General features: G+C 68.4%; 18 protein-coding genes. 10 read left to right on the forward strand and 8 right to left on the reverse strand.

What is annotated here, in order from left to right; genetic code table 11:
- The first annotated feature begins 168 nt into the window (after positions 1-168).
- Complete coding sequence (locus tag AC067N_RS15490) at positions 169-1,632, forward strand: YibE/F family protein (RefSeq protein ID WP_478679376.1); 1,464 nt, start codon at positions 169-171, stop codon at positions 1,630-1,632.
- Positions 1,633-1,661: 29 nt separating this feature from the next.
- On the opposite strand, the gene AC067N_RS15495 is transcribed toward AC067N_RS15490, so the two are convergent.
- The 4 genes from AC067N_RS15495 to AC067N_RS15510 all read right to left on the reverse strand — a co-directional run bounded on the left by AC067N_RS15495 (position 1,662) and on the right by AC067N_RS15510 (position 4,336).
- A complete protein-coding gene (locus AC067N_RS15495; RefSeq protein WP_478679377.1) occupies positions 1,662-2,099 on the reverse strand; it encodes an SsgA family sporulation/cell division regulator in 438 nt (145 codons plus the stop codon).
- A 99-nt stretch (positions 2,100-2,198) separates the two neighbouring features.
- Positions 2,199-2,912 (reverse strand): IclR family transcriptional regulator, encoded by a 714-nt coding sequence (locus AC067N_RS15500; protein WP_478679528.1) that lies wholly within the window; start codon positions 2,910-2,912, stop codon positions 2,199-2,201.
- Positions 2,913-3,647: 735 nt separating this feature from the next.
- On the reverse strand, positions 3,648-3,860 hold the full coding sequence (locus tag AC067N_RS15505; RefSeq protein ID WP_478679378.1) for a DUF5326 family protein: 213 nt from the start codon (positions 3,858-3,860) through the stop codon (positions 3,648-3,650).
- Between the two features lie 158 nt (positions 3,861-4,018).
- A complete protein-coding gene (locus AC067N_RS15510; protein WP_478679379.1) occupies positions 4,019-4,336 on the reverse strand; it encodes a cupin domain-containing protein in 318 nt (105 codons plus the stop codon).
- A 57-nt stretch (positions 4,337-4,393) separates the two neighbouring features.
- Here AC067N_RS15510 and AC067N_RS15515 point away from each other — a divergent pair, with 57 nt between their 5' ends.
- The 5 genes from AC067N_RS15515 to AC067N_RS15535 all read left to right on the forward strand — a co-directional run bounded on the left by AC067N_RS15515 (position 4,394) and on the right by AC067N_RS15535 (position 8,141).
- Positions 4,394-4,771 carry a phage holin family protein gene (locus AC067N_RS15515; protein WP_478679380.1) on the forward strand — a complete coding sequence of 126 codons (378 nt, stop codon included), beginning with the start codon at positions 4,394-4,396 and terminating at the stop codon, positions 4,769-4,771.
- A gap of 10 nt (positions 4,772-4,781) precedes the next feature.
- On the forward strand, positions 4,782-5,273 hold the full coding sequence (locus tag AC067N_RS15520; protein ID WP_478679381.1) for a low molecular weight protein-tyrosine-phosphatase: 492 nt from the start codon (positions 4,782-4,784) through the stop codon (positions 5,271-5,273).
- Positions 5,270-6,415: a cystathionine gamma-lyase gene (locus AC067N_RS15525; protein ID WP_478679382.1), complete on the forward strand. Its 1,146-nt coding sequence runs from the start codon at positions 5,270-5,272 to the stop codon at positions 6,413-6,415. The genes AC067N_RS15520 and AC067N_RS15525 overlap by 4 nt, the downstream gene beginning before the upstream one ends.
- Positions 6,416-6,599: 184 nt before the next feature.
- Entirely contained in the window at positions 6,600-7,505 is a 906-nt protein-coding gene (locus tag AC067N_RS15530) for a LysR family transcriptional regulator (protein WP_478679383.1), read from the forward strand.
- A 153-nt stretch (positions 7,506-7,658) separates the two neighbouring features.
- Entirely contained in the window at positions 7,659-8,141 is a 483-nt protein-coding gene (locus tag AC067N_RS15535) for an NUDIX domain-containing protein (protein ID WP_468096909.1), read from the forward strand.
- 45 nt (positions 8,142-8,186) lie between these two features.
- Here AC067N_RS15535 and AC067N_RS15540 read toward each other — a convergent pair whose 3' ends face one another.
- A complete protein-coding gene (locus AC067N_RS15540) occupies positions 8,187-9,665 on the reverse strand; it encodes a globin domain-containing protein (protein WP_478679384.1) in 1,479 nt (492 codons plus the stop codon).
- A 765-nt stretch (positions 9,666-10,430) separates the two neighbouring features.
- On the opposite strand from AC067N_RS15540, the gene AC067N_RS15545 reads away from it, so the two are divergent.
- Positions 10,431-11,297 (forward strand): GNAT family N-acetyltransferase, encoded by an 867-nt coding sequence (locus AC067N_RS15545; protein ID WP_478679385.1) that lies wholly within the window; start codon positions 10,431-10,433, stop codon positions 11,295-11,297.
- Positions 11,298-11,334: 37 nt separating this feature from the next.
- On the opposite strand, the gene AC067N_RS15550 is transcribed toward AC067N_RS15545, so the two are convergent.
- Complete coding sequence (locus AC067N_RS15550) at positions 11,335-12,543, reverse strand: MFS transporter (RefSeq protein ID WP_478679386.1); 1,209 nt, start codon at positions 12,541-12,543, stop codon at positions 11,335-11,337.
- Between the two features lie 137 nt (positions 12,544-12,680).
- Between AC067N_RS15550 and AC067N_RS15555 the strand changes: the two genes are divergently transcribed.
- Together AC067N_RS15555 and AC067N_RS15560 are read left to right on the forward strand one after the other, a co-directional pair.
- Positions 12,681-13,139 (forward strand): MarR family winged helix-turn-helix transcriptional regulator, encoded by a 459-nt coding sequence (locus AC067N_RS15555; RefSeq protein WP_478679387.1) that lies wholly within the window; start codon positions 12,681-12,683, stop codon positions 13,137-13,139.
- 9 nt (positions 13,140-13,148) lie between these two features.
- On the forward strand, positions 13,149-13,601 hold the full coding sequence (locus AC067N_RS15560; RefSeq protein WP_478679388.1) for an N-acetyltransferase family protein: 453 nt from the start codon (positions 13,149-13,151) through the stop codon (positions 13,599-13,601).
- 76 nt (positions 13,602-13,677) lie between these two features.
- Here the strand turns inward: AC067N_RS15560 and AC067N_RS15565 are convergent, their stop codons facing one another.
- Positions 13,678-15,066 (reverse strand): serine hydrolase domain-containing protein, encoded by a 1,389-nt coding sequence (locus AC067N_RS15565; RefSeq protein ID WP_478679389.1) that lies wholly within the window; start codon positions 15,064-15,066, stop codon positions 13,678-13,680.
- Positions 15,067-15,135: 69 nt separating this feature from the next.
- The gene (dnaB, locus tag AC067N_RS15570) at positions 15,136-16,608 is read right to left on the reverse strand and encodes a replicative DNA helicase (RefSeq protein WP_478679390.1); all 1,473 of its coding nucleotides are present in this window, start codon (positions 16,606-16,608) and stop codon (positions 15,136-15,138) included.
- A 459-nt stretch (positions 16,609-17,067) separates the two neighbouring features.
- Between dnaB and AC067N_RS15575 the strand changes: the two genes are divergently transcribed.
- Positions 17,068-18,405 carry an MATE family efflux transporter gene (locus AC067N_RS15575; RefSeq protein ID WP_478679391.1) on the forward strand — a complete coding sequence of 446 codons (1,338 nt, stop codon included), beginning with the start codon at positions 17,068-17,070 and terminating at the stop codon, positions 18,403-18,405.
- Positions 18,406-18,411: the final 6 nt, after the last annotated feature.

An 18,411-nucleotide genomic window follows, 5' to 3' on the forward strand; every position in this document is an offset into this window, starting at 1 on the left:
CAGCAATTTCCGCCCGCCGATGTTCCACGTGAAACATCGCGTCTGCGGAGGTCAGCGCCCTCTCAGCCCGGTGCTCCGAGCTCCCGCGTGTGCAAAGGTGTCTCCACGCTAGCGTCAGATGTGGCGCGGTGAACAGTGGGCCTCGCTCGTTCTTGCGATGATCGGTCGGTGACCACGATGCAGCAGCCTCCATCTCCCCCCTCCGAGCCGCCCCACGGCCATGGCCGTGGAAATGGGCATGGCCATGGCTCCGGCGGAGGTCATGGGCATGGCCCCGGAGGCGGCAACGGACCCGGCGACGGGCATGGCCAAGGCCCGTTCTCCGGGGGCGGCCACGGCCACTCCCACAGTCACGGGCCGGCCGCGCCCGTGTCACAGCACCTGCGCAAGGTGATCGCGGCGGTGCTGATCCCCTTCGCCACCGCTGTCCTCGTGGGCCTCGTCGTCCTGTGGCCCGGAGGCGCCCCGGCGCACGAGCGCACCGGTGTGGGCTTCGACCGCCAGACACAGTCGGCCACCGTCACCAAGGTCGAAGAGGTCGACTGCTCCTCGGTGAACGCCTCGGGCGTCCCTCCCACCGGCGATACCTCCACCGCCGAGGGCTCGTCAGCCCAACAGCAGGCGAAGGGCACCTGCAAGAAGGCGACGGTGAGGGTCGACACCGGCAAGGACAAGGGCCGTACCTTCACGGAGATCGTCCAGCCGGACCAGTCACGGCAGTTGAAGCAGGGGCAGGAGGTCGTGGTCGCCTACGAGCCCGCCGCACCCAAGGATCTGCAGTACTCGGTCACCGATGTGAACCGTAAGTTCCCGATGGCGCTGCTCGCCGGGATCTTCGCGCTCGCCGTCGTGGTGGTGGGTCGCATGCGCGGTGTCATGGCGCTGGTGGCCCTGGCCATCAGCTTCCTGGTGCTGACGTTGTTCATCCTCCCGGCCATCCTGCAGGGTTCGAACCCTCTGGTGGTGGCGGTGGTCGGGGCGAGTGCGATCATGCTGATCGCGCTCTACATGTGCCATGGCCTCTCGGCCCGCACCTCGGTCGCGGTGATCGGCACCCTGATCTCGCTGCTGCTGATCGGTCTGCTGGGTTCACAGTTCATCGACTGGGCCGCGCTGACCGGGAACACGGATGACAACACCGGTCTGATCCACGGCCTGTACCCGGAGATCGACATGAGCGGCCTGCTGCTCGCAGGCGTCATCATCGGCTCCCTCGGTGTCCTCGACGATGTGACAGTGACCCAGACGTCGGCGGTCTGGGAGCTGCATGAGGCCAATCCGGCGATGGGCTGGCGCGGGCTGTACCGCGCGGGCATCCGCATCGGCCGCGACCACATCGCCTCGGTGGTCAACACGCTTGTCCTCGCCTACGCCGGCGCCGCGCTGCCGCTGCTGCTGCTCTTCTCGATCGCGCAGAGCAGCGTCGGTACGGTCGCCAACAGCGAGCTGGTCGCCGAGGAGATCGTGCGCACCCTTGTCGGGTCGATCGGCCTTGTCGCCTCGGTACCGGTGACCACCGCGCTGGCCGCGCTGGTGGTCTCGGCGGACCGCCCGAGCACCCCCTCGACGGCATCCGCGGCTCCGGCGACCGCCCCGGCACGTGGGGGGAGGGGACGCCGCCGCAAGCGGTGAAGCGTTACGGCAGACGGGTGATGTACGCCTCAGCCCGCACTCTGCTCCTCCGCCAGGATGCGGTCCAGCGCCTCGTCGAGCAGGGTGTCGAAGTCGGCGAGGGAACGCTCCTGCCCGAGCGGAACGAGCTTGTCCGTGCGGTCCAGGAAGGCCACCAGCGGCGCCGTGCCCACCCGGAACAGCGCTTGGTCGCTGCCCACCTGAAGCCGGATCAGCACCTCGCCGAAGGTTTCCGGTTCGGCGGGTGCGATGTGCACATCCCCGTCCCCGCACGGCCGGCCCACGCCGTCGATGAGCAACTCCCTACCGAAGGCCCAGGTCACCGGAGCATCGCCGGGCAGATGGAAAGTGAGCCGTACGGCATAGGGATCACAAGTCTCGTAGCGCAGCTCCACCGGGATGCGGAAGGAGAGCTCCTCCGACACGAGGAAGCTCATCATGACTTCTGCCTGTACCGACTCGCGCATCGCCTAACCCCGCCATGTTGGTCGACTGGCCAGGAAACATCCGCCTGACGCTCCTGGAAGTTTGCTGAAAGTACACGGGAGATCACAAGGAGTGATTTTTCAGATGCTGATAGAGATCGCGAGTGTCCCTAGCGTCTTTCCGATCTCCGTCTGCAACTGATGCGCCGCGGGCAGCAGCCGGTCGGCCTGGTGCACGGGAAGCGAGATGGCCAGGGTCGCGGCAGTCATCCCCGCGGTGATGGGAATCGCGGCACAGACCGTCCCCAGGGCGTACTCCTGGCGCTCGACGACGGGTTCCATCCGTCCGATCCGGGCCAGGCGCCGCAACAGCGTCTCGTTGTCACGCACTGTGTACGGCGTGATCGACTGTACGGGGTAGCGTTCCAGGTGGTCGCGGCGGGCCTCATCACCGAGTTGGGACAGCAGGCACTGGCCGATGGCGTGCGCGTGCCCGGTTTCCCGGAAGTCGGCCCACTCCTCGACCGCCGGGGCACTCGAACTGTCGGCGACGCACTTGACCTCGATCTCGCCGTCCTGGTAAATCGCGAAGTACACGGGGGCGCCGATGATGTCCCGCCAGTGCGCCAGGGCCTCGCCGACCGTGCTGCGACGTTTCTGCTGCGCTCCGCTGCTGCTGAGCCGTTCCGCGGCCTCACCGAGGAAGAACAGCCCCCTCTCCCGGCGGAGATAGCCCTCGTGCACCAGGGTGCGCAGCAGGTGGTAGGCCGTGGGCAGGGCGATTCCGGCGTCCCGCGCCAGCTGCTTGGCCGGCGCCCCGTGTTCTCGCTCGGCGACGGCCTCCAGCAACCTCATCGCACGCTGGACGGAGCCGATGAGGGTCGCTGACTGGGACTCGGGCACGACCGGCGGGGCGGTGGAGGAGGGGATGCGCGCGCCTCCTCCCGACCTGTGTCCGGGAGGTGGTGGTGCGGGCCGGGTGGGGGCGGCGGTCGGCTCCGACCCGGGTGCGGGTGCCGGGCCCGTCGACGGCGTGTGCGTCGGTGCCGGCACCGGCCGGGACGCCGGAGGGGGCCCCGTGGGGCGACCGGTGTCCTCCCCTGGCGATGTGCGCGGCTGGACCGGGGGCGCCGCGGGCTTCGAAGGGGTCACGCGTGGTTGCGAGGGGGCCGTCCGCAGTCGCGCCGGAGGGGTGGGCGGTTCGGCGGAGCGAGTGCGCGGCTGTCCGGGGGCACCGACCATCGGTGCAGATCGAGGGCCCGGCTGTGTCGGTGGGACGGCGCCCGGTGCGGACAGAGAGCTGGGCCGGGCCGGTGGGAAGAGGGGTTCTGCGGGTGCGGTGTCAGCCGTGGCCAAGGGTCACTCCCGAAGCGCGAGGAGGGCCGCCCGTGCAGGGAACACGGGAGGGGATGCGCCGCCCGCGGGGTTGGAGCCCGCGACGAGTTCCCGGACTCTAGCCGCCCGCCGTCGCTCGCAGACGGCACCGACGGGAAACTTCCCTCGGGCGAGGGAACCTCACGTTCCTGTTACCGCCGCGCTCTGACCGGCCCTCACTCACTCACACCTCTGCCGTGCCACCGTGCTGACGCGTCACCAGTCACCGCGCGACGACGAGCTCGCTGTGAACTTCCTTACGGCATACATGAGTCCGCCGACCAGGGCCACGAAGACCAGCACCTTGAAGAGCAGGCCGACGACGAACTGCAGGACGCTCATCATCAGCCCGCCGAACACGACCAGGGCGATGACCGGCACCGCGATCCACTTCACCCACCACGGCATTCCCGTGAAGATCTCCCGCATCGCCATGCTCCTTGTCTCCGCCCGTCGCCCTCGTCGGGGCACCGGCTTCGGTCCATTCATGTCCTGCCATCGATGCTAGGGGCGCACCAGGGGCGTTCGGGGGCCTCGCACCCCTTGTCCATCCCTGATCGTCCCCCTAGGGAACCCTGAAGCGGAGCTCAGCCCTCCGGCGGAGAGAACACCACCACGACCCGCAGGTCCTCGGTGATGTGGTGGAACCTGTGGGCGACCCCGGCAGGCACGTACACCACGCTGCCGCGTGCCACCTGCGTGGTCTCCAGGCCGACCGTGAGTGAGGCCCGGCCGCTCACGACGAGGTACACCTCGTCCTGGCCGTGCGGCCGCTGCGGGTCGAGCTCGCCCGCATCGAGCGCGTACAGACCGACCGACATGTTCCGCTCACGTAGGAACTGCAGATAGGCGCCGTCATTGGCGGCGCGCTCCGCCTCCAGTTCATCCAACCGGAATGCCTTCATCGACTTTGTCGCCCCTGCCCGGTGCTGGTACCGATCCGTTCTGCCACGATCAGACACATGATGAATTTCCTAGTCAAGACGATCGCCAACGCCGGCGCCCTGGCCGTCGCCGTCTGGCTGCTCGACAAGATCACGCTCACCGGGGACAGTACGGGCAAGAAGGTCGGCACGCTCCTGGTGGTGGCGCTCGTCTTCGGCCTGGTGAACGCCGTGGTCAAGCCGCTCGTCCAACTGCTCACGCTCCCCCTGTTCATACTCACCCTGGGCCTGTTCACCCTGGTGGTGAACGCCCTGATGCTGCTGCTCACCTCGTGGCTGGCCGACAAGCTCGATCTCAGCTTCCACGTGGAGGGCTTCTGGACCGCTGTCCTGGGCGGCCTGATCATCTCGATCGTGTCCTGGGCACTCCACCTCGTCCTTCCCGACGCCGACTGAGGCTTCCGAGATGACCTACCGCGTCTGTTTCGTCTGCACCGGCAACATCTGCCGCTCGCCGATGGCCGAGTCCGTCTTCCGCGCCCGTATAGGAGAGGCCGGAATCGACGGCCTGGTCGAGGTCGACAGCGCGGGCACCGGCGGCTGGCACGAGGGCGAGCCGGCCGATCCCCGGACCGTCAGCGTCCTGGAGGCCAACGGCTACGGCAGTGGCCATACCGCGCGCCAGTTCCACGCCTCGTGGTTCTCCCGGCTCGACCTCGTCATCGCCCTTGACGCAGGGCACTCGAAGGCACTGCGCCGCCTCGCGCCCACCCCGGCGGACGCGGACAAGGTCCGCCTGCTCCGCTCCTACGACCCCGCCGCCGGAGACGAGCTCGACGTTCCCGACCCGTACTACGGGGGCATGGACGGCTTCGAGGAGTGCCTTGAGCTGGTGGAGGCCGCGAGCGAGGGCCTTCTGACCGCCGTACGCGAGCAGGTGGAAGGACATGTCGCATGAGTGAGGAGAACAGCGTTCCGCAGCTGGGCGAGGGCACACGAGCCGTCCGCGTCGGGCTGCCGGAGCCCGTCAAGCATGAACCGACCCTTCCGGGTCCGGTCTTCGCCGCCCACTACCACCTGCCGGGCGACCCCACCGGCCCGTACGCCTACGGGCGCGACCAGAACCCCACCTGGACGCTCCTGGAACGTGCCATCGGCGAACTGGAAGCGCCCGACCAGGAGGAGGTCGAGACGCTCACCTTCGCCTCGGGAATGGCCGCCATCTCGGCGGTCCTCTTCTCCCAGCTGCGCTCGGGCGATGTCCTCGTCCTGCCGAGCGACGGCTACAACGTCCTGCCTCTGGCCGGTGAGCAGCTGCGGTCGTACGGCGTCGAGGTGCGCAGCGCCCCGACCGGAGGCGACGCCCAGCTCGGAGCCCTCGACGGTGCCAAGCTGCTGTGGGTGGAGACGCCGTCCAATCCAGGGCTCGACGTGTGCGACATCCGCCGGCTCTGCGAGGCGGCGCACGCGCGTGGCTGCCTGGTCGCCGTCGACAACACCCTGGCGACCCCGCTCGGGCAGCGCCCGCTTGAGCTGGGTGCGGACTTCGCGGTGGCCAGCGGCACCAAGCAGCTGACCGGGCACGGGGATGTGCTGCTCGGTTACGTCGTCGGCCGTGACGCCGGGCTGATGGCAGCCGTGCGGCGCTGGCGCAAGATCGTAGGAGCGATCCCCGGGCCGATGGAAGCCTGGCTCGCGCACCGTTCACTCGCCACGCTCCAACTGCGGGCCGATCGACAGAGCATCAACGCCCTGGCCGTCGCCGAGGCTCTGAAGGGCCGTCCCGAGGTGACCGGGCTGCGATATCCGGGCCTGCCGGACGATCCGTCCCACAAGACCGCCTCGCAGCAGATGCGGCGCTACGGGTGCGTCGTCTCGTTCTCGCTGCCCACCCGCGCGCGTGCCGACCGCTTCCTCGGCGCGCTCCGTCTCGTGGACGACGCCACGAGCTTCGGCGGCGTGCGGTCGACCGCCGAGCGGCGGGGACGGTGGGGCGGAGACGCGGTGCCGGAAGGCTTCATCCGATTCTCGGCCGGCGCGGAGGACACCGACGACCTGGTGGCGGACGTGCTGCGCGCCCTCGACGTGACCACCGGCTGAGACTCGACGCCGTACAGCGGACGGTCCGAGCCTCCCCCCTCGTGGCTCGGACCGTCCCGGTTCCGCGCGCGAAGAACCGCGCGACCAAGGCTAGTTGACTCTGTGTCAGTGTCCAATCACGGTAGCGACAGAGACCTATCGACATATTTATAGTTGAGCGCTCCGGGGCGGCGAAGGGGCGACCATGGATCTGGCCTTACTGCGTACGTTCGTGACCGTCCACCGGGCCGGTTCGTTCACCCGTGCCGCCGCCCTGCTCGGTCTCTCGCAGCCGGCCGTCACCTCGCAGATCCGCACCCTGGAACGGCAACTGGGCCGCCCACTGTTCCTGCGCCAGGCCCGGGGGGTGACGCCGACCACCATCGGCGACGAACTCGCCCACAAGGCGGCCCCTCACCTCGACGCGCTGATGGAGATCGTCGAGACCGGAGCCGGTGACGAATCCTCCTTGGGCACACTCCACCTCGCCGGTCCGCCGGAGTTCACCGCCGAGCGCGTCCTGCCCGCCCTCACGGAACTGATCGAGAGTGACGGCCGGGGCTTCGCACTGCGGGTGTCCTTCGGTAACGCCGACGAGACACTGGAGGGCCTCGCCGCCGGTCACCACGACCTGGCCATCACCACGGCGCAGCCGCGCGGCGCCCTCCTCACCGCGACCCCCCTCTGCGACGAGGAGCATGTGCTGGTCGCCACCCCGCGCTGGGCCGAGCGCATCGGCACCGGCAAACTCCATCCCAAGGAGGCTCACCTGCTGGAGGGGCTTCCGGTCGTCGAGGTGCACGAGTCACTGCCGTTCATCGTGCGCTACTGGGCGTCGGTCTTCGACTCCCGGCCCGTCGCCTCCGGCACCGTGGTCGTCCCGGACCTGCGCGCGGTGCTGGCCTGCGCGATCTCCGGGGGAGGCCTGGCCGTGCTGCCCCGCTACCTCTGCGTCACCGCCCTGGAGCGCGGCCACCTCGTGGCACTCCTCGATCCGGCGGTGCCGCCGCTGCGGACGTACTTCCTTGTGGTTCGTACGGGCACCCTGGCCATGCCGCACATCGCACGGGCCCATGAATGGCTGCTGCGCACAGCGGTGGGCTGGTCCTGAGGCGCGCTGCATCGGTGGCCTCAGGCAGGGCTGCCTTTGCGTCCGGGAGCAGGGCCTTCCTCATGGCCCGGTGACGATGGGCGAGCACCGGTATGCGTCATTTCCGTGGTCGGGCGATGTTTCACGTGGAACATGGCGGGCCACATTTCTCCCATGACCGTCCGACCCGTGGTCAAACGCACCGCCCGCGCCATCCTGCTCGACGGCGACGACCTGATCCTGATCAAGCGGACCAAGCCGGGTGTCGATCCCTACTGGCTCACACCGGGTGGCGGGGTCGAGCCGGAGGACACGACCGTCGTCGACGCGCTCCACCGCGAGGTGCACGAGGAACTCGGCGCCAAGATCACCGATGTCGTGCCCTGCTTCGTGGACACTGTCGAGCACATCGGTGAGGACGGGGGCGCCACCGGGGTCAAGGTCCAGCACTTCTTCGTCTGCCGCCTGGAATCCATGGACACGTCGAAGCGGCACGGTCCCGAGGTCGACGAGCCTCAGGGCGAGTACGAGATCGTGCGTGTGCCCTTCACCCGGGTCGGGATCGCCTCCGTCCATCTCGTCCCGCTGTCCCTGCGGCACTACCTCGACGGGAACATCGAGGGCGTTCGCGCGATGCACGCGCCTGACCTGGGCTGACGAACATCGGTCGCTGTCCGCCGCTTGCCGGGCCCGATCCCCGGTTCAGTCGCCGGTGGCCACCAGTTCCTCCACCGAGTCGTGGCGTATCCGTTCCGAGGGGACACCCACGCCCCTGAGAGCGTCCACACCGCTGCGGATCATCCCGGGCGGGCCGGAGAGGTAGGCGTCGTACTCGGCCCAAGGCCCGTACTCGCGTATGGCGTCGGGTAGCTGGAGCAGCCCGTGCCGGTCGACCACCGGGCGGACCTTCAGCCAGGGGTTGCTCTGCTGCAGTCGCAGGAGGGTGTCGATGTCGTAGAGGTCCTGGCCGCTGCGGGCTCCGTAGAAGACCTCGGCCGGGCGGTGCCGACCGCGTTCGGCGACGTCCTCGATCATGGCCTTGATGGGTGCGATGCCGGTGCCGCCGCCCAGGCAGAGCAGTCCGCTGTCGCTGCCGTGATCGACGGTCATCGCACCGGCCGGTGGGCCGAGCCGTATGACGTCGCCGGGGTGGGCGCGGTGCACGAGCGCGTTGGAGACCCAGCCCGCCGGGACCGCCTTCACATGGAACGACAGCAGTCCGTCCGAGCGGGGCGCCGAGGCGAAGGAGTAGTGCCGCCAGATCCGTGGCCACCAGGGAGTCTCCAGGCTGGCGTACTGTCCGGCGAGGAACGGATACGGCTGGTTCGGTCGGACGGTGATGACCGCTATGTCGGCGGTTCTCAGCTCGTGGGAGACGACCTCGGCGAGCCACCAGGGAGGGGAACGCAGTTCGTCCGCGGCCGCCGCGTCGATCATCACCTGCGAGATCGTGGTGTACGTCCGGACCCAGGCGGCCTCGGTCTCGTCGGTCCAGGTCGTGGGTGCGTAACGGCTCAGCGCGCCGATCAGGCACTCCCCGACCGCCGGGTAGTGCTCGGGCCGCGTGCCGTACTTGCGGTGGCCTCGGCCGAGGTTCTGCAGGTAGTCGACGAGGACGGGGGTGTTGTCGATGTGCTCGGCCGCGGTCAGCAGCGCCTTGAGCAGACGGTCCCGTTGGGCGTCCATCGCCGGCGGAAAGAGGGAGCGCAGATCGGGGTGCTGGACGAAGAGGAGTGCGTAGAAGTACGAGGTGACCTTGTCCGCGACAGGTCCCACCTCGGCCATGGTGCGCCGGATGAGCACGGCGTCGGGAGACGCCTCGGGTGCCTGGTCAGCCCGCGTGGGCACCCGGGCCTCGAATACGGACTGCTCGGAGCCGTGCTCCTCACCAAGAGGGGCCGGTCGGGGTGGGGGCAGAGCGCTGGACGGCAAATCCTGGAGCGGGGGTATTCGCTCCCGGGGAATTTCGTCCCGGGCCGACTGCGCCCCGGCCGGTGGCTCCTGAGGGCGGCGCACGGGACGCAGCCCGGCAAGACGGTTGCCCTCGACTTCCTGGTCCCCGCCGGGTGACGGCTGTGTGCGCGGTGTGAACCAGCCGCCTCCGTCACTGTCCCCCGCAGCGCCGTTGCCGGCCGACGTGGTGGTGGTCGGAGCGTCCATGGTGTGCCTCGCCTCGAGCATCTTTCGGTCGATCTGCGTACTTCCTCAGCCGGAAGTCGCATGTTTCCCCCGCGGACGGCCTTGCTTTCCCCGTTATGTTCCCCGTCGACCAATGCGGCCTCATTCAACCGGGCTTCCCGCACCGTACGGAGAAGTAGGCGAGAGTGTGACGTGGGCCGCAGCATCAGAAGGCAGCGTTCCACAGCACACCAACGCCCACGTTCCTCAGCGGTGAACGGGGGTCTTCGATCTCTCTGTCCGGTTAGGCTGCATTGGACTGTGTTCGTACCCGGAGGATGAGACGGCTACATCTCGCTTCGGACACGAACCGGACTCGACCCTACCGGCACGCGCGTCACATACAAGTCCCCCCTTGTCGCAGCGGGAATTCGGCAGGGGCGAATCAGCGATTCCTTCAACTACCGGGCGCGGCACACCAATTCATAGGCATTCCACAGATCCCGCCCCGTGTATGAGTGCATGGTCAGTGCAGCCAGGCGCTGATCGGCATTAACGGCGATCGAGGTCGGCACCGAGCCGAGGAGTTCCGCGTCGGACAGCGCGTCACCGCAAGGGATGCAGTCGGCGCGGGTGCGTCCGAATCGCGCGCAGAGGTGATCCGCAGTGTCGAGCGCTTCATGAATGCTCGGGTGTGCCTGCGCGCGGCTGTTTCACGTGAAACATCTGCCCGCGCGCTGTGCGGTTGTGGGCAACATGGCCAAAAGCACGTGCGTCCCCCCGCAAAGCGGTAGACGCCAGGGTGCCGTGTCGGACAACCTGGCCCGCGTGCCGACACCGTCCCCCGCTGCCCTGCCCATCCGTCGTCTGACCCCGCGCGACCTGACCGCCTGCGCCGACTTGTCCGAGGACCGGGGCTGGCCCCGCGAAGAGCACAAGTGGGGGCTGCTTCTGGCAGCCGGGACCGGGTACGGCATCGACGATCCAGAGGGGGGACTCGTCACCGCCTGTGTGGTGACCGAGTACGGGGCCGCGGATCGTCCGGATCTGGGGGCGATCGGCATGGTGCTGGTGGCCGAGCGGCACGCCCGGCAGGGCGTCGGTCGCCGTCTGATGCGCCACGTCATCGCCGAGTCCGGGCCGACTCCGCTGACACTGCACGCCACACCCAACGGACAGCCGCTCTACGAGCAACTGGGGTTCAAGGTCACGGGGCGGGCCGAGATGGTCCGGGGGCGCTTCTCTGACGACGGGCACGCCTCCGTTGTCACCACCCGCCCGGCCACCGCCGAGGACCTCGCGGCGATCCTTCTGCTGGACGGGGAGGTCTTCGGCACGGACCGCACTCATATGCTCGCCCGGCTCCCCGCCTTCGCCGACCAGATCCGCATTGCCGAGGAAGGCGGCAGGATCATCGGCTACGCGGCCGCCTGGCCCAACATGGACTGCCATGTCCTCGGCCCGCTGATCGCCCGGGACACCCGGACGGCGAAGGCACTCATCGCGTCCCTGGCCGCCCACACCGACCTCCCGTTGCGCACGGACATCGACGTACGCCACGAGGACCTACTGGCGTGGGTGAAGGAGCGTGGGCTGGAGTCGGTCGCCTTCAACGCGGTCATGACCTACGGGATCCCCGAACTGCCGGGCGACTGGTCTCGGCGGTTCGCTCCACTGACGGTGGCCGCGGGCTGAGGACCGAGCCGTGCGGGCCAAGCCGGCTCATGGGCGGTCAGGGCCGCACAGCCATCCGCTGGTCGGCTATGCCGCCGCCCGCCGCGATCGTGCTCGACACGTCCCCCTTGCGCTCCAGGGCCGCCGAAAGGAACGCCAGCGCGAGGGCGCTCACCGCGAGCGCGGCTCCGACCCAGTTGGGTGCCGTGTAACCGAAGCCCGCGTCGATGGCGAGGCCGCCGAGCCAGGCGGCGAGCGCGTTGCCGAGGTTGAAGGCGCCGATGTTCACGGCCGAGGCCAGAGTGGGAGCGCCATGGGCCTGGTCGAGGACGCGCTTCTGCAACGGCGGCACGGTGGCGAAGCCCAGGGCACCGACCAGCGTGATGGTCGCGGCCGCGGCGACCTTGTCGTGCGCGGTGAGGGTGAACAGCCCCAGGACGACGGCCAGCGAGCCCAGTGAGACGTAGAGCATGGGCATGAGCGCGCGGTCCGCGAACCTGCCTCCGACAAGATTGCCGGCGACCATGCCGAGGCCGAACAGGACGAGAAGCCAGGTGACGGAGGAGTCGGCGAAGCCCGCGGCGTGCTTCATCATCGGCGCGATGTAGGTGATGGCCGCGAAGACACCGCCGAAGCCCAGCACGGTCATCGCCAGCGCGAGCAGCACCTGGACGTTCTTGAACGCCGCCAGTTCGTGGCGCAGGCGCCCGCCCTGCGGCTTGGACATGTCGGGGACGAGCCTGGCTGTACCCAGCAGTCCGACAACGCCCAGTGCCGCCACTCCGGCAAAGGTGACCCGCCAGCCCAGAGACTGTCCGATCAGTGTGCCGAGAGGCACTCCGATGACGTTCGCGACAGTGAGACCGCTGAACATCATCGCGATGGCACCGGCCTTTCGGTCCGGGGCGACCAGGTCGGCGGCGACCACCGAGCCGATCCCGAAGAAGGCACCGTGGGCGAGCGAGGCGACCACCCGGCCGAGCAGCATGACGGAGTAGGCGGGCGCGAGGGCCGAAAGCAGGTTGCCGATGACGAAGAGGCCCATCAGCAGCATGAGCATCCGCTTGCGGGACACCCTCGTCCCCAGAGCGGTCATGATCGGCGCTCCGAGGACCACGCCGAGCGCGTATCCGGTCACGAGGAAGCCGGCGGTCGGAATGGAGACGCCGAAGTCGTCTGCCACCTCCGGCAGCACCCCCATGATCACGAACTCCGTCGTGCCGATCCCGAAAGCCCCGATCGCCAGGGCCAGTAGCGCGAGAGGCATGAAGACGTACCTTCCAGAAGATTGCGGATGCCGTATAAGAGCGTACACAATAATTGCAGACGCGCTATAACTGCTGTAGCTGGGTATTGCGACAGTGGCCTACCCTGGGATTCAGCCGCTCCGCGACGGAGGAAACGATGGCAGCGACGGATCCTGCGCTCACCGCCCTCGCCCAGGGCTGGTGTGCCCTCTCCCTTTTGCACGGGAGGATCGAGGCCCGCATCGAGCGCGCACTGCAGTCCGGGCACGGTCTGAGCGTGCGCGAGTACTCCCTGCTGGACGTCCTGAGCCGCCAGCACGACGGCGAGGGCGGACACCTGCAGATGAAACAGGTGGCCGACGCCGTCGTCCTCAGTCAGAGCGCCACCACTCGCCTGGTCAGCCGGCTCGAGGACCGTGGCCTGCTGTCGCGCTACCTGTGCCCCACCGACCGCCGGGGCATCTACACCGACGTCTCCGAAGCCGGTCTCAAGCTCCTGGCAGAGGCACGCCCCACCAACGACGCAGCCCTGCGTGAGGCACTGGACGAGGCGGCGAAGAACCCCGAACTCGTCCCCCTGGTCCGTGTCGTGGAGTCACTGAGCGCACCTGCGTAGGGTGCGGGCATGGGAGATCTTGAGATTCGCGCGGCGACCAAGGACGACATCGCCGAGATAGTCGCCATGCTCGCCGATGATCCGCTGGGCGCCCAGCGTGAGTCGCCGGACGATCTGACGCCGTACCTCGCCGCCCTGGAACGGCTGAGCGGCGACCCCAACCAACACCAGACGGTCGCCGTCCGTGACAGCCGCGTCGTCGGCACGCTCCAGCTGACCATCATTCCCGGCCTCTCCCGGCAGGGCTCCACCCGGTCGATCATCGAGGGCGTACGCGTCCACGCGGATGAGCGTGGAAGCGGTCTCGGCACTCAACTCATCGAGTGGGCGATCGCCGAATCACGACGCCTGGGATGCCAGTTGGTCCAGCTGACGTCCGACGTCACCCGCACCGACGCCCACCGCTTCTATGAGCGACTCGGCTTCGAGGCCACCCATGTGGGCTTCAAGCTTCCACTCTGACCACACCCGGCAGCGCGCAGAGGGGGCTGTTTCACGTGAAACGTCACGCGAAACAGCCCCCACGACCTGCTGGCGACTACGCGATCCCGCGCCATCCCTCGGGATCTACCCCACCGGGCACGGGAGCGCCCTCCTCGTACGGCTGACGCGTGAACACGAACGAGCCGATGTCCAAATGGCTCACGCGCTTGTCGGCTCCTCGTACGGCCCGCAGGAGCTCGCCGGCGAAGTATCCGTTGAGACCGGTCCAGTTGCCGTCGGCGTTGCGCCGGAAGCGAGCGCTGCGCCCCGCCCCGGAGAGCGGCTCCAGCGACATACCGCCGTCGGCCACGAGTCGCAGCACGAAACTGTTCGTCCCCCAGTACCAAGGGCCCGCCAACTCCAGTACCGACTGGTCGACCTCGGCCATCGGACGCCAGGGTTCGGGGATCCGCGGCTCGGCCTCCGCCACGATCCGGACCAGATCGGCGGCTACCTCCGACACCACCGGCCCAGAGGTGCAGTTGGCCAGTACCACGGCCGCGACATCGTCCGCGACGCTGAGGGTCAGGTGCGCGAGAAAGCCGGGCACCGATCCTCCGTGACCGACGAGCAGCCGGCCATCGCGGTACTGGAGCTGCATACCGAGGCCGTACGCCGACCCGGCCGACAGATCGGCGGCCTCACCCGGTACCGCAGCCGGCGTCCGCATCTCCTGAACCGACTCCGCGCTCAGCACCCGGTCGTCACCGTGGGCCAGGAAGGCAGCGAAGCGGGCCAAGTCCTCTGCAGTCGACCAGAGTTGCCCTGCGGGCCCCATCCTCCCCAGGTCCTCGACCCGCTCCGGCATCATGACGTCGGCCCAGGGGTGTACGGCCCAGCCACCGGCGTGCGGCGCCTGCGGGTGCCACGTCGTGCGGTCGAGGCTCAGCGGTTCGAGCACCTCGCGTCGCAGGACGTCCTCCCATGAGGCGCCCCTTACCTGCTCGACCAGCGCGCCGAGGAGCGTGAAACCGGGGTTGGAGTAGTGGAAGCGGCGGCCGCCGGGATGCCTGTGCGGCTCTTCGCCGAGCACATCGGCGAGTTCCGGGCGCAGGGAGCCGGGGGTCCGCTCCCACCACGGGGAAGGCGACTCGGCCGCCAGCCCACTCGTGTGGGCAAGCAGTTGGGCGATGGTGGCCTCCCCCGCGCCGGTGCCGGGCAGATGCTTCTCCAACGGATCACCGAGATCCAGCAGGCCCTCGTCCCGCAGCCGCAGCACCAGGACAGCGGTGAAGGTCTTGGTGATCGAGCCGATCCGGTACTGCACGTTCGCGTCCGGCGCATGCCCGTTCACAGAGGTCCGCGCCCCGTTCCACACCGTCGTCCCGCCTCGGACCACCGCGGCCACGAGTGACGGCGCCCGTCCCTCGGTCTGAGCGATGGCGATACGGTGCAGCAGAGCCCGGCGAGTGGCCGGAAGCAGCTCTTCCAGAGGTTCTGTCATGGGCCCAGTCCACCCGGCATGTGGACGCACGTCGAGTGCAATTCCCTCCGGGACGGCCGACCGGCCGGATCAGGTCTGCGCCATGTCCACGAAGCGTGAGTAGTGCCCCTGGAAGGCGACGGTGATCGTCGCCGTAGGGCCGTTACGGTGCTTGCCCACGATGATGTCCGCCTCGCCGGCGCGGGGCGACTCCTTCTCGTAGGCATCCTCGCGGTGCAACAGGATGACCATGTCGGCGTCCTGCTCGATGGAACCTGACTCACGCAGGTCGGAGACCATCGGCTTCTTGTCCGTGCGCTGCTCGGGACCACGGTTGAGCTGCGACAGCGCGATGACCGGGAGTTCCAGCTCCTTGGCCAGCAGCTTCAGGTTTCGCGACATGTCCGAGACTTCCTGCTGACGGCTTTCGGACCGCTTGCCGGACTGCATCAGCTGCAGATAGTCGATGATGACGAGCTTCAGGTCGTTGCGCTGCTTCAGACGCCGGCACTTGGCGCGGATCTCCATCATCGACAGGTTCGGCGAGTCGTCGATGTAGAGCGGCGCGGCCGACACATCCGGCATCCGGCGGGCGAGCCGGGTCCAGTCCTCGTCTGTCATGGTGCCGGAACGCATGTGATGCAGGGCTACACGCGCTTCCGCGGACAGCAGACGCATCGCGATCTCGTTGCGGCCCATTTCGAGCGAGAAGATCACGCTCGGCAGATTGTGCTTGATGGAGGCGGCACGGGCGAAGTCCAGCGCCAACGTGGACTTACCCATGGCGGGGCGGGCCGCGATGATGATCATCTGACCGGGGTGGAGACCGTTGGTGAGCTGATCGAGGTCGGTGAAGCCGGTCGGCACACCGGTCATCTCCCCCGACCGCGAACCGATCGCCTCAATCTCGTCCAGCGCCCCCTCCATGATGTCGCCGAGCGGCAGATAGTCCTCGGTGGTGCGCTGCTCGGTGACCGCGAAGATCTCCGCCTGGGCTCTGTTGACGATCTCGTCCACATCGTCGTCTGCCGCGTATCCCATCTGAGTGATGCGCGTGCCGGCCTCGACCAGGCGGCGCAGGACGGCGCGCTCGTGCACGATCTCCGCGTAGTACTCCGCGTTCGCCGCCGTCGGCACCGTCTGGACCAGGGTGTGGAGATACGAGGCGCCACCGACCTTGGTGATCTCACCGCGCTTGGTGAGCTCGGCGGCGATGGTGATGGGGTCGGCGGGCTCGCCCTTGGCGTAGACGTCGAGAATCGCCTGATAGATGGTCTCGTGGGCCGGCTTGTAGAAGTCGGCTCCCTTGAGGATCTCGACGACGTCGGCGATGGCGTCCTTGGACAGGAGCATGCCGCCGAGGACCGACTGCTCCGCGTCGAGATCCTGCGGTGGCACGCGCTCGAAGGCCGAACCCCCGCTGTCCCACTCCCCGTTGTCCCGACCACGGTCGTGTTGATCATCCCGTCCCCGGCCGCCGTCGTGGCGTCGTCGGGAGGCAGGCAGACGATCACTTGGTCCGCTGTCGGCCCACGGGTCGTCCAGGGGCTCGGAAATGCTCACCGAGCGACCTCCTCCCGTCCGCCGAGCGGACCTCGCCGTGCTTCTCATTTCTACGGCACGACACTGACAAATGAGAGGCCCAACTCCGGTTGCGACAGGTCGGATTTGCGATGTTTCCGCGGCCTGCCGAGGGAGTGGGCGCCGCACCACCGTAGGCCCGCGGGCACCGTCAGCCAATCTGGTTATCCACAGGCCATGTGGACGACGCCCCAGATGCTGTGGAGAACTCCTCGAAACCTGTGCACGACTCGGTGGACAGCCCTGTGAACAAGCCCTCGATCTCTCCACCGAAGCATCTCTGACCTGCATGTTTACCATCCACCGGCTGTGCAGAAGAAAAACTTCCTCAACCGGATCAAGATCGTCACGATCGGTGCACGACGGCGCACCCGACTGGGCCTCGTGTAATAGTCATAGGCCAATTGCATCTCTTACCTGTGGAAGATTAGATTGGTGCTCATGACACAGGCTCCAGCGCCCCCCAAGGCCGACCGCCGACGACACGACCGGGAGATCGTCGCGCTGGCCGTTCCGGCCTTCGGCGCGCTCGTCGCCGAGCCTCTCTTCCTCATGGCCGACACCGCCATCGTCGGCCATCTCGGCACCGCCCAACTGGCCGGTCTCGGCGTCGCTTCGGCCCTCCTCGTCACCGCGGTGAGTGTCTTTGTCTTTCTGGCGTACGCCACCACCGCGGCCGTTGCCCGACGAGTCGGAGCCGGCGATCTCAGAGCAGCCATCCGTCAAGGCATGGACGGTATCTGGCTCGCCCTGTTGCTCGGTGCCATCGTCGTCGCGGTCGTGGTGCCCACGGCACCGGCACTGGTCACCCTCTTCGGCTCCTCGGAGACAGCAGCTCCCTATGCCACGGCCTATCTGCGGATCTCGGCACTCGGCATCCCGGCGATGCTCGTCGTGCTCGCCGCCACGGGTGTCCTCCGCGGCCTCCAGGACACCAAGACGCCCCTGTACGTCGCCGTCGCCGGCTTCGTCGCCAATGGCGCCCTCAACGCAGGACTCGTCTACGGCGCCGGCCTCGGTATAGCAGGTTCCGCCTGGGGCACGGTCATCGCTCAGTGCGGCATGGCCGCCGCATACCTCTGGGTCGTGGTCCGCGGAGCACGTAGACACGGCGCTTCGCTGCGGCCGGACAGGACCGGCATACGTGCTTCGGCTCAGGCGGGTGCACCACTGCTGGTCCGTACGCTCTCCCTGCGGGCGATCTTGATGATCGCCACTGCGGTCGCCGCCCGGCTCGGAGACGAGGACATCGCCGCGCACCAGATCATCCTGTCCCTCTGGAGCCTGCTCGCGTTCGCTCTGGACGCGATTGCCATCGCCGGGCAGGCCATCATCGGCCGGTATCTCGGAGCCGGCGACGCTCGGGGGGCCCGCGAGGCCTGCCGCCGCATGGTGCAGTGGGGGATCACCACGGGCGTTGTTCTCGGGCTCTTGGTGATCGTGGCCCGCCCCGTGTTCATTCCGCTCTTCACGGGGGATCCGGCGGTCCAGGAAGCCGCGCTGCCGGCCCTGATCGTGGTGGCGCTCGCACAGCCGATCTCCGGGATCGTCTTCGTGCTCGACGGCGTACTGATGGGTGCGGGCGACGGGCCCTATCTGGCCAGGGCCATGCTGGTGACCCTTGCGGTCTTCGTGCCTGCCGCTCTGCTCGTCCCGGCCTTCAACGGTGGGCTGACCGCCCTGTGGGTCGCCATGACGCTGATGATGGCGACGCGGATGCTGACGCTCTGGGTCCGCTCCCGCTCGGGCCGCTGGATCGTCACCGGCGCCACCCGCTGAGAGCCG

Source organism: Streptomyces sp. NPDC042364 (genome assembly GCF_056437585.1).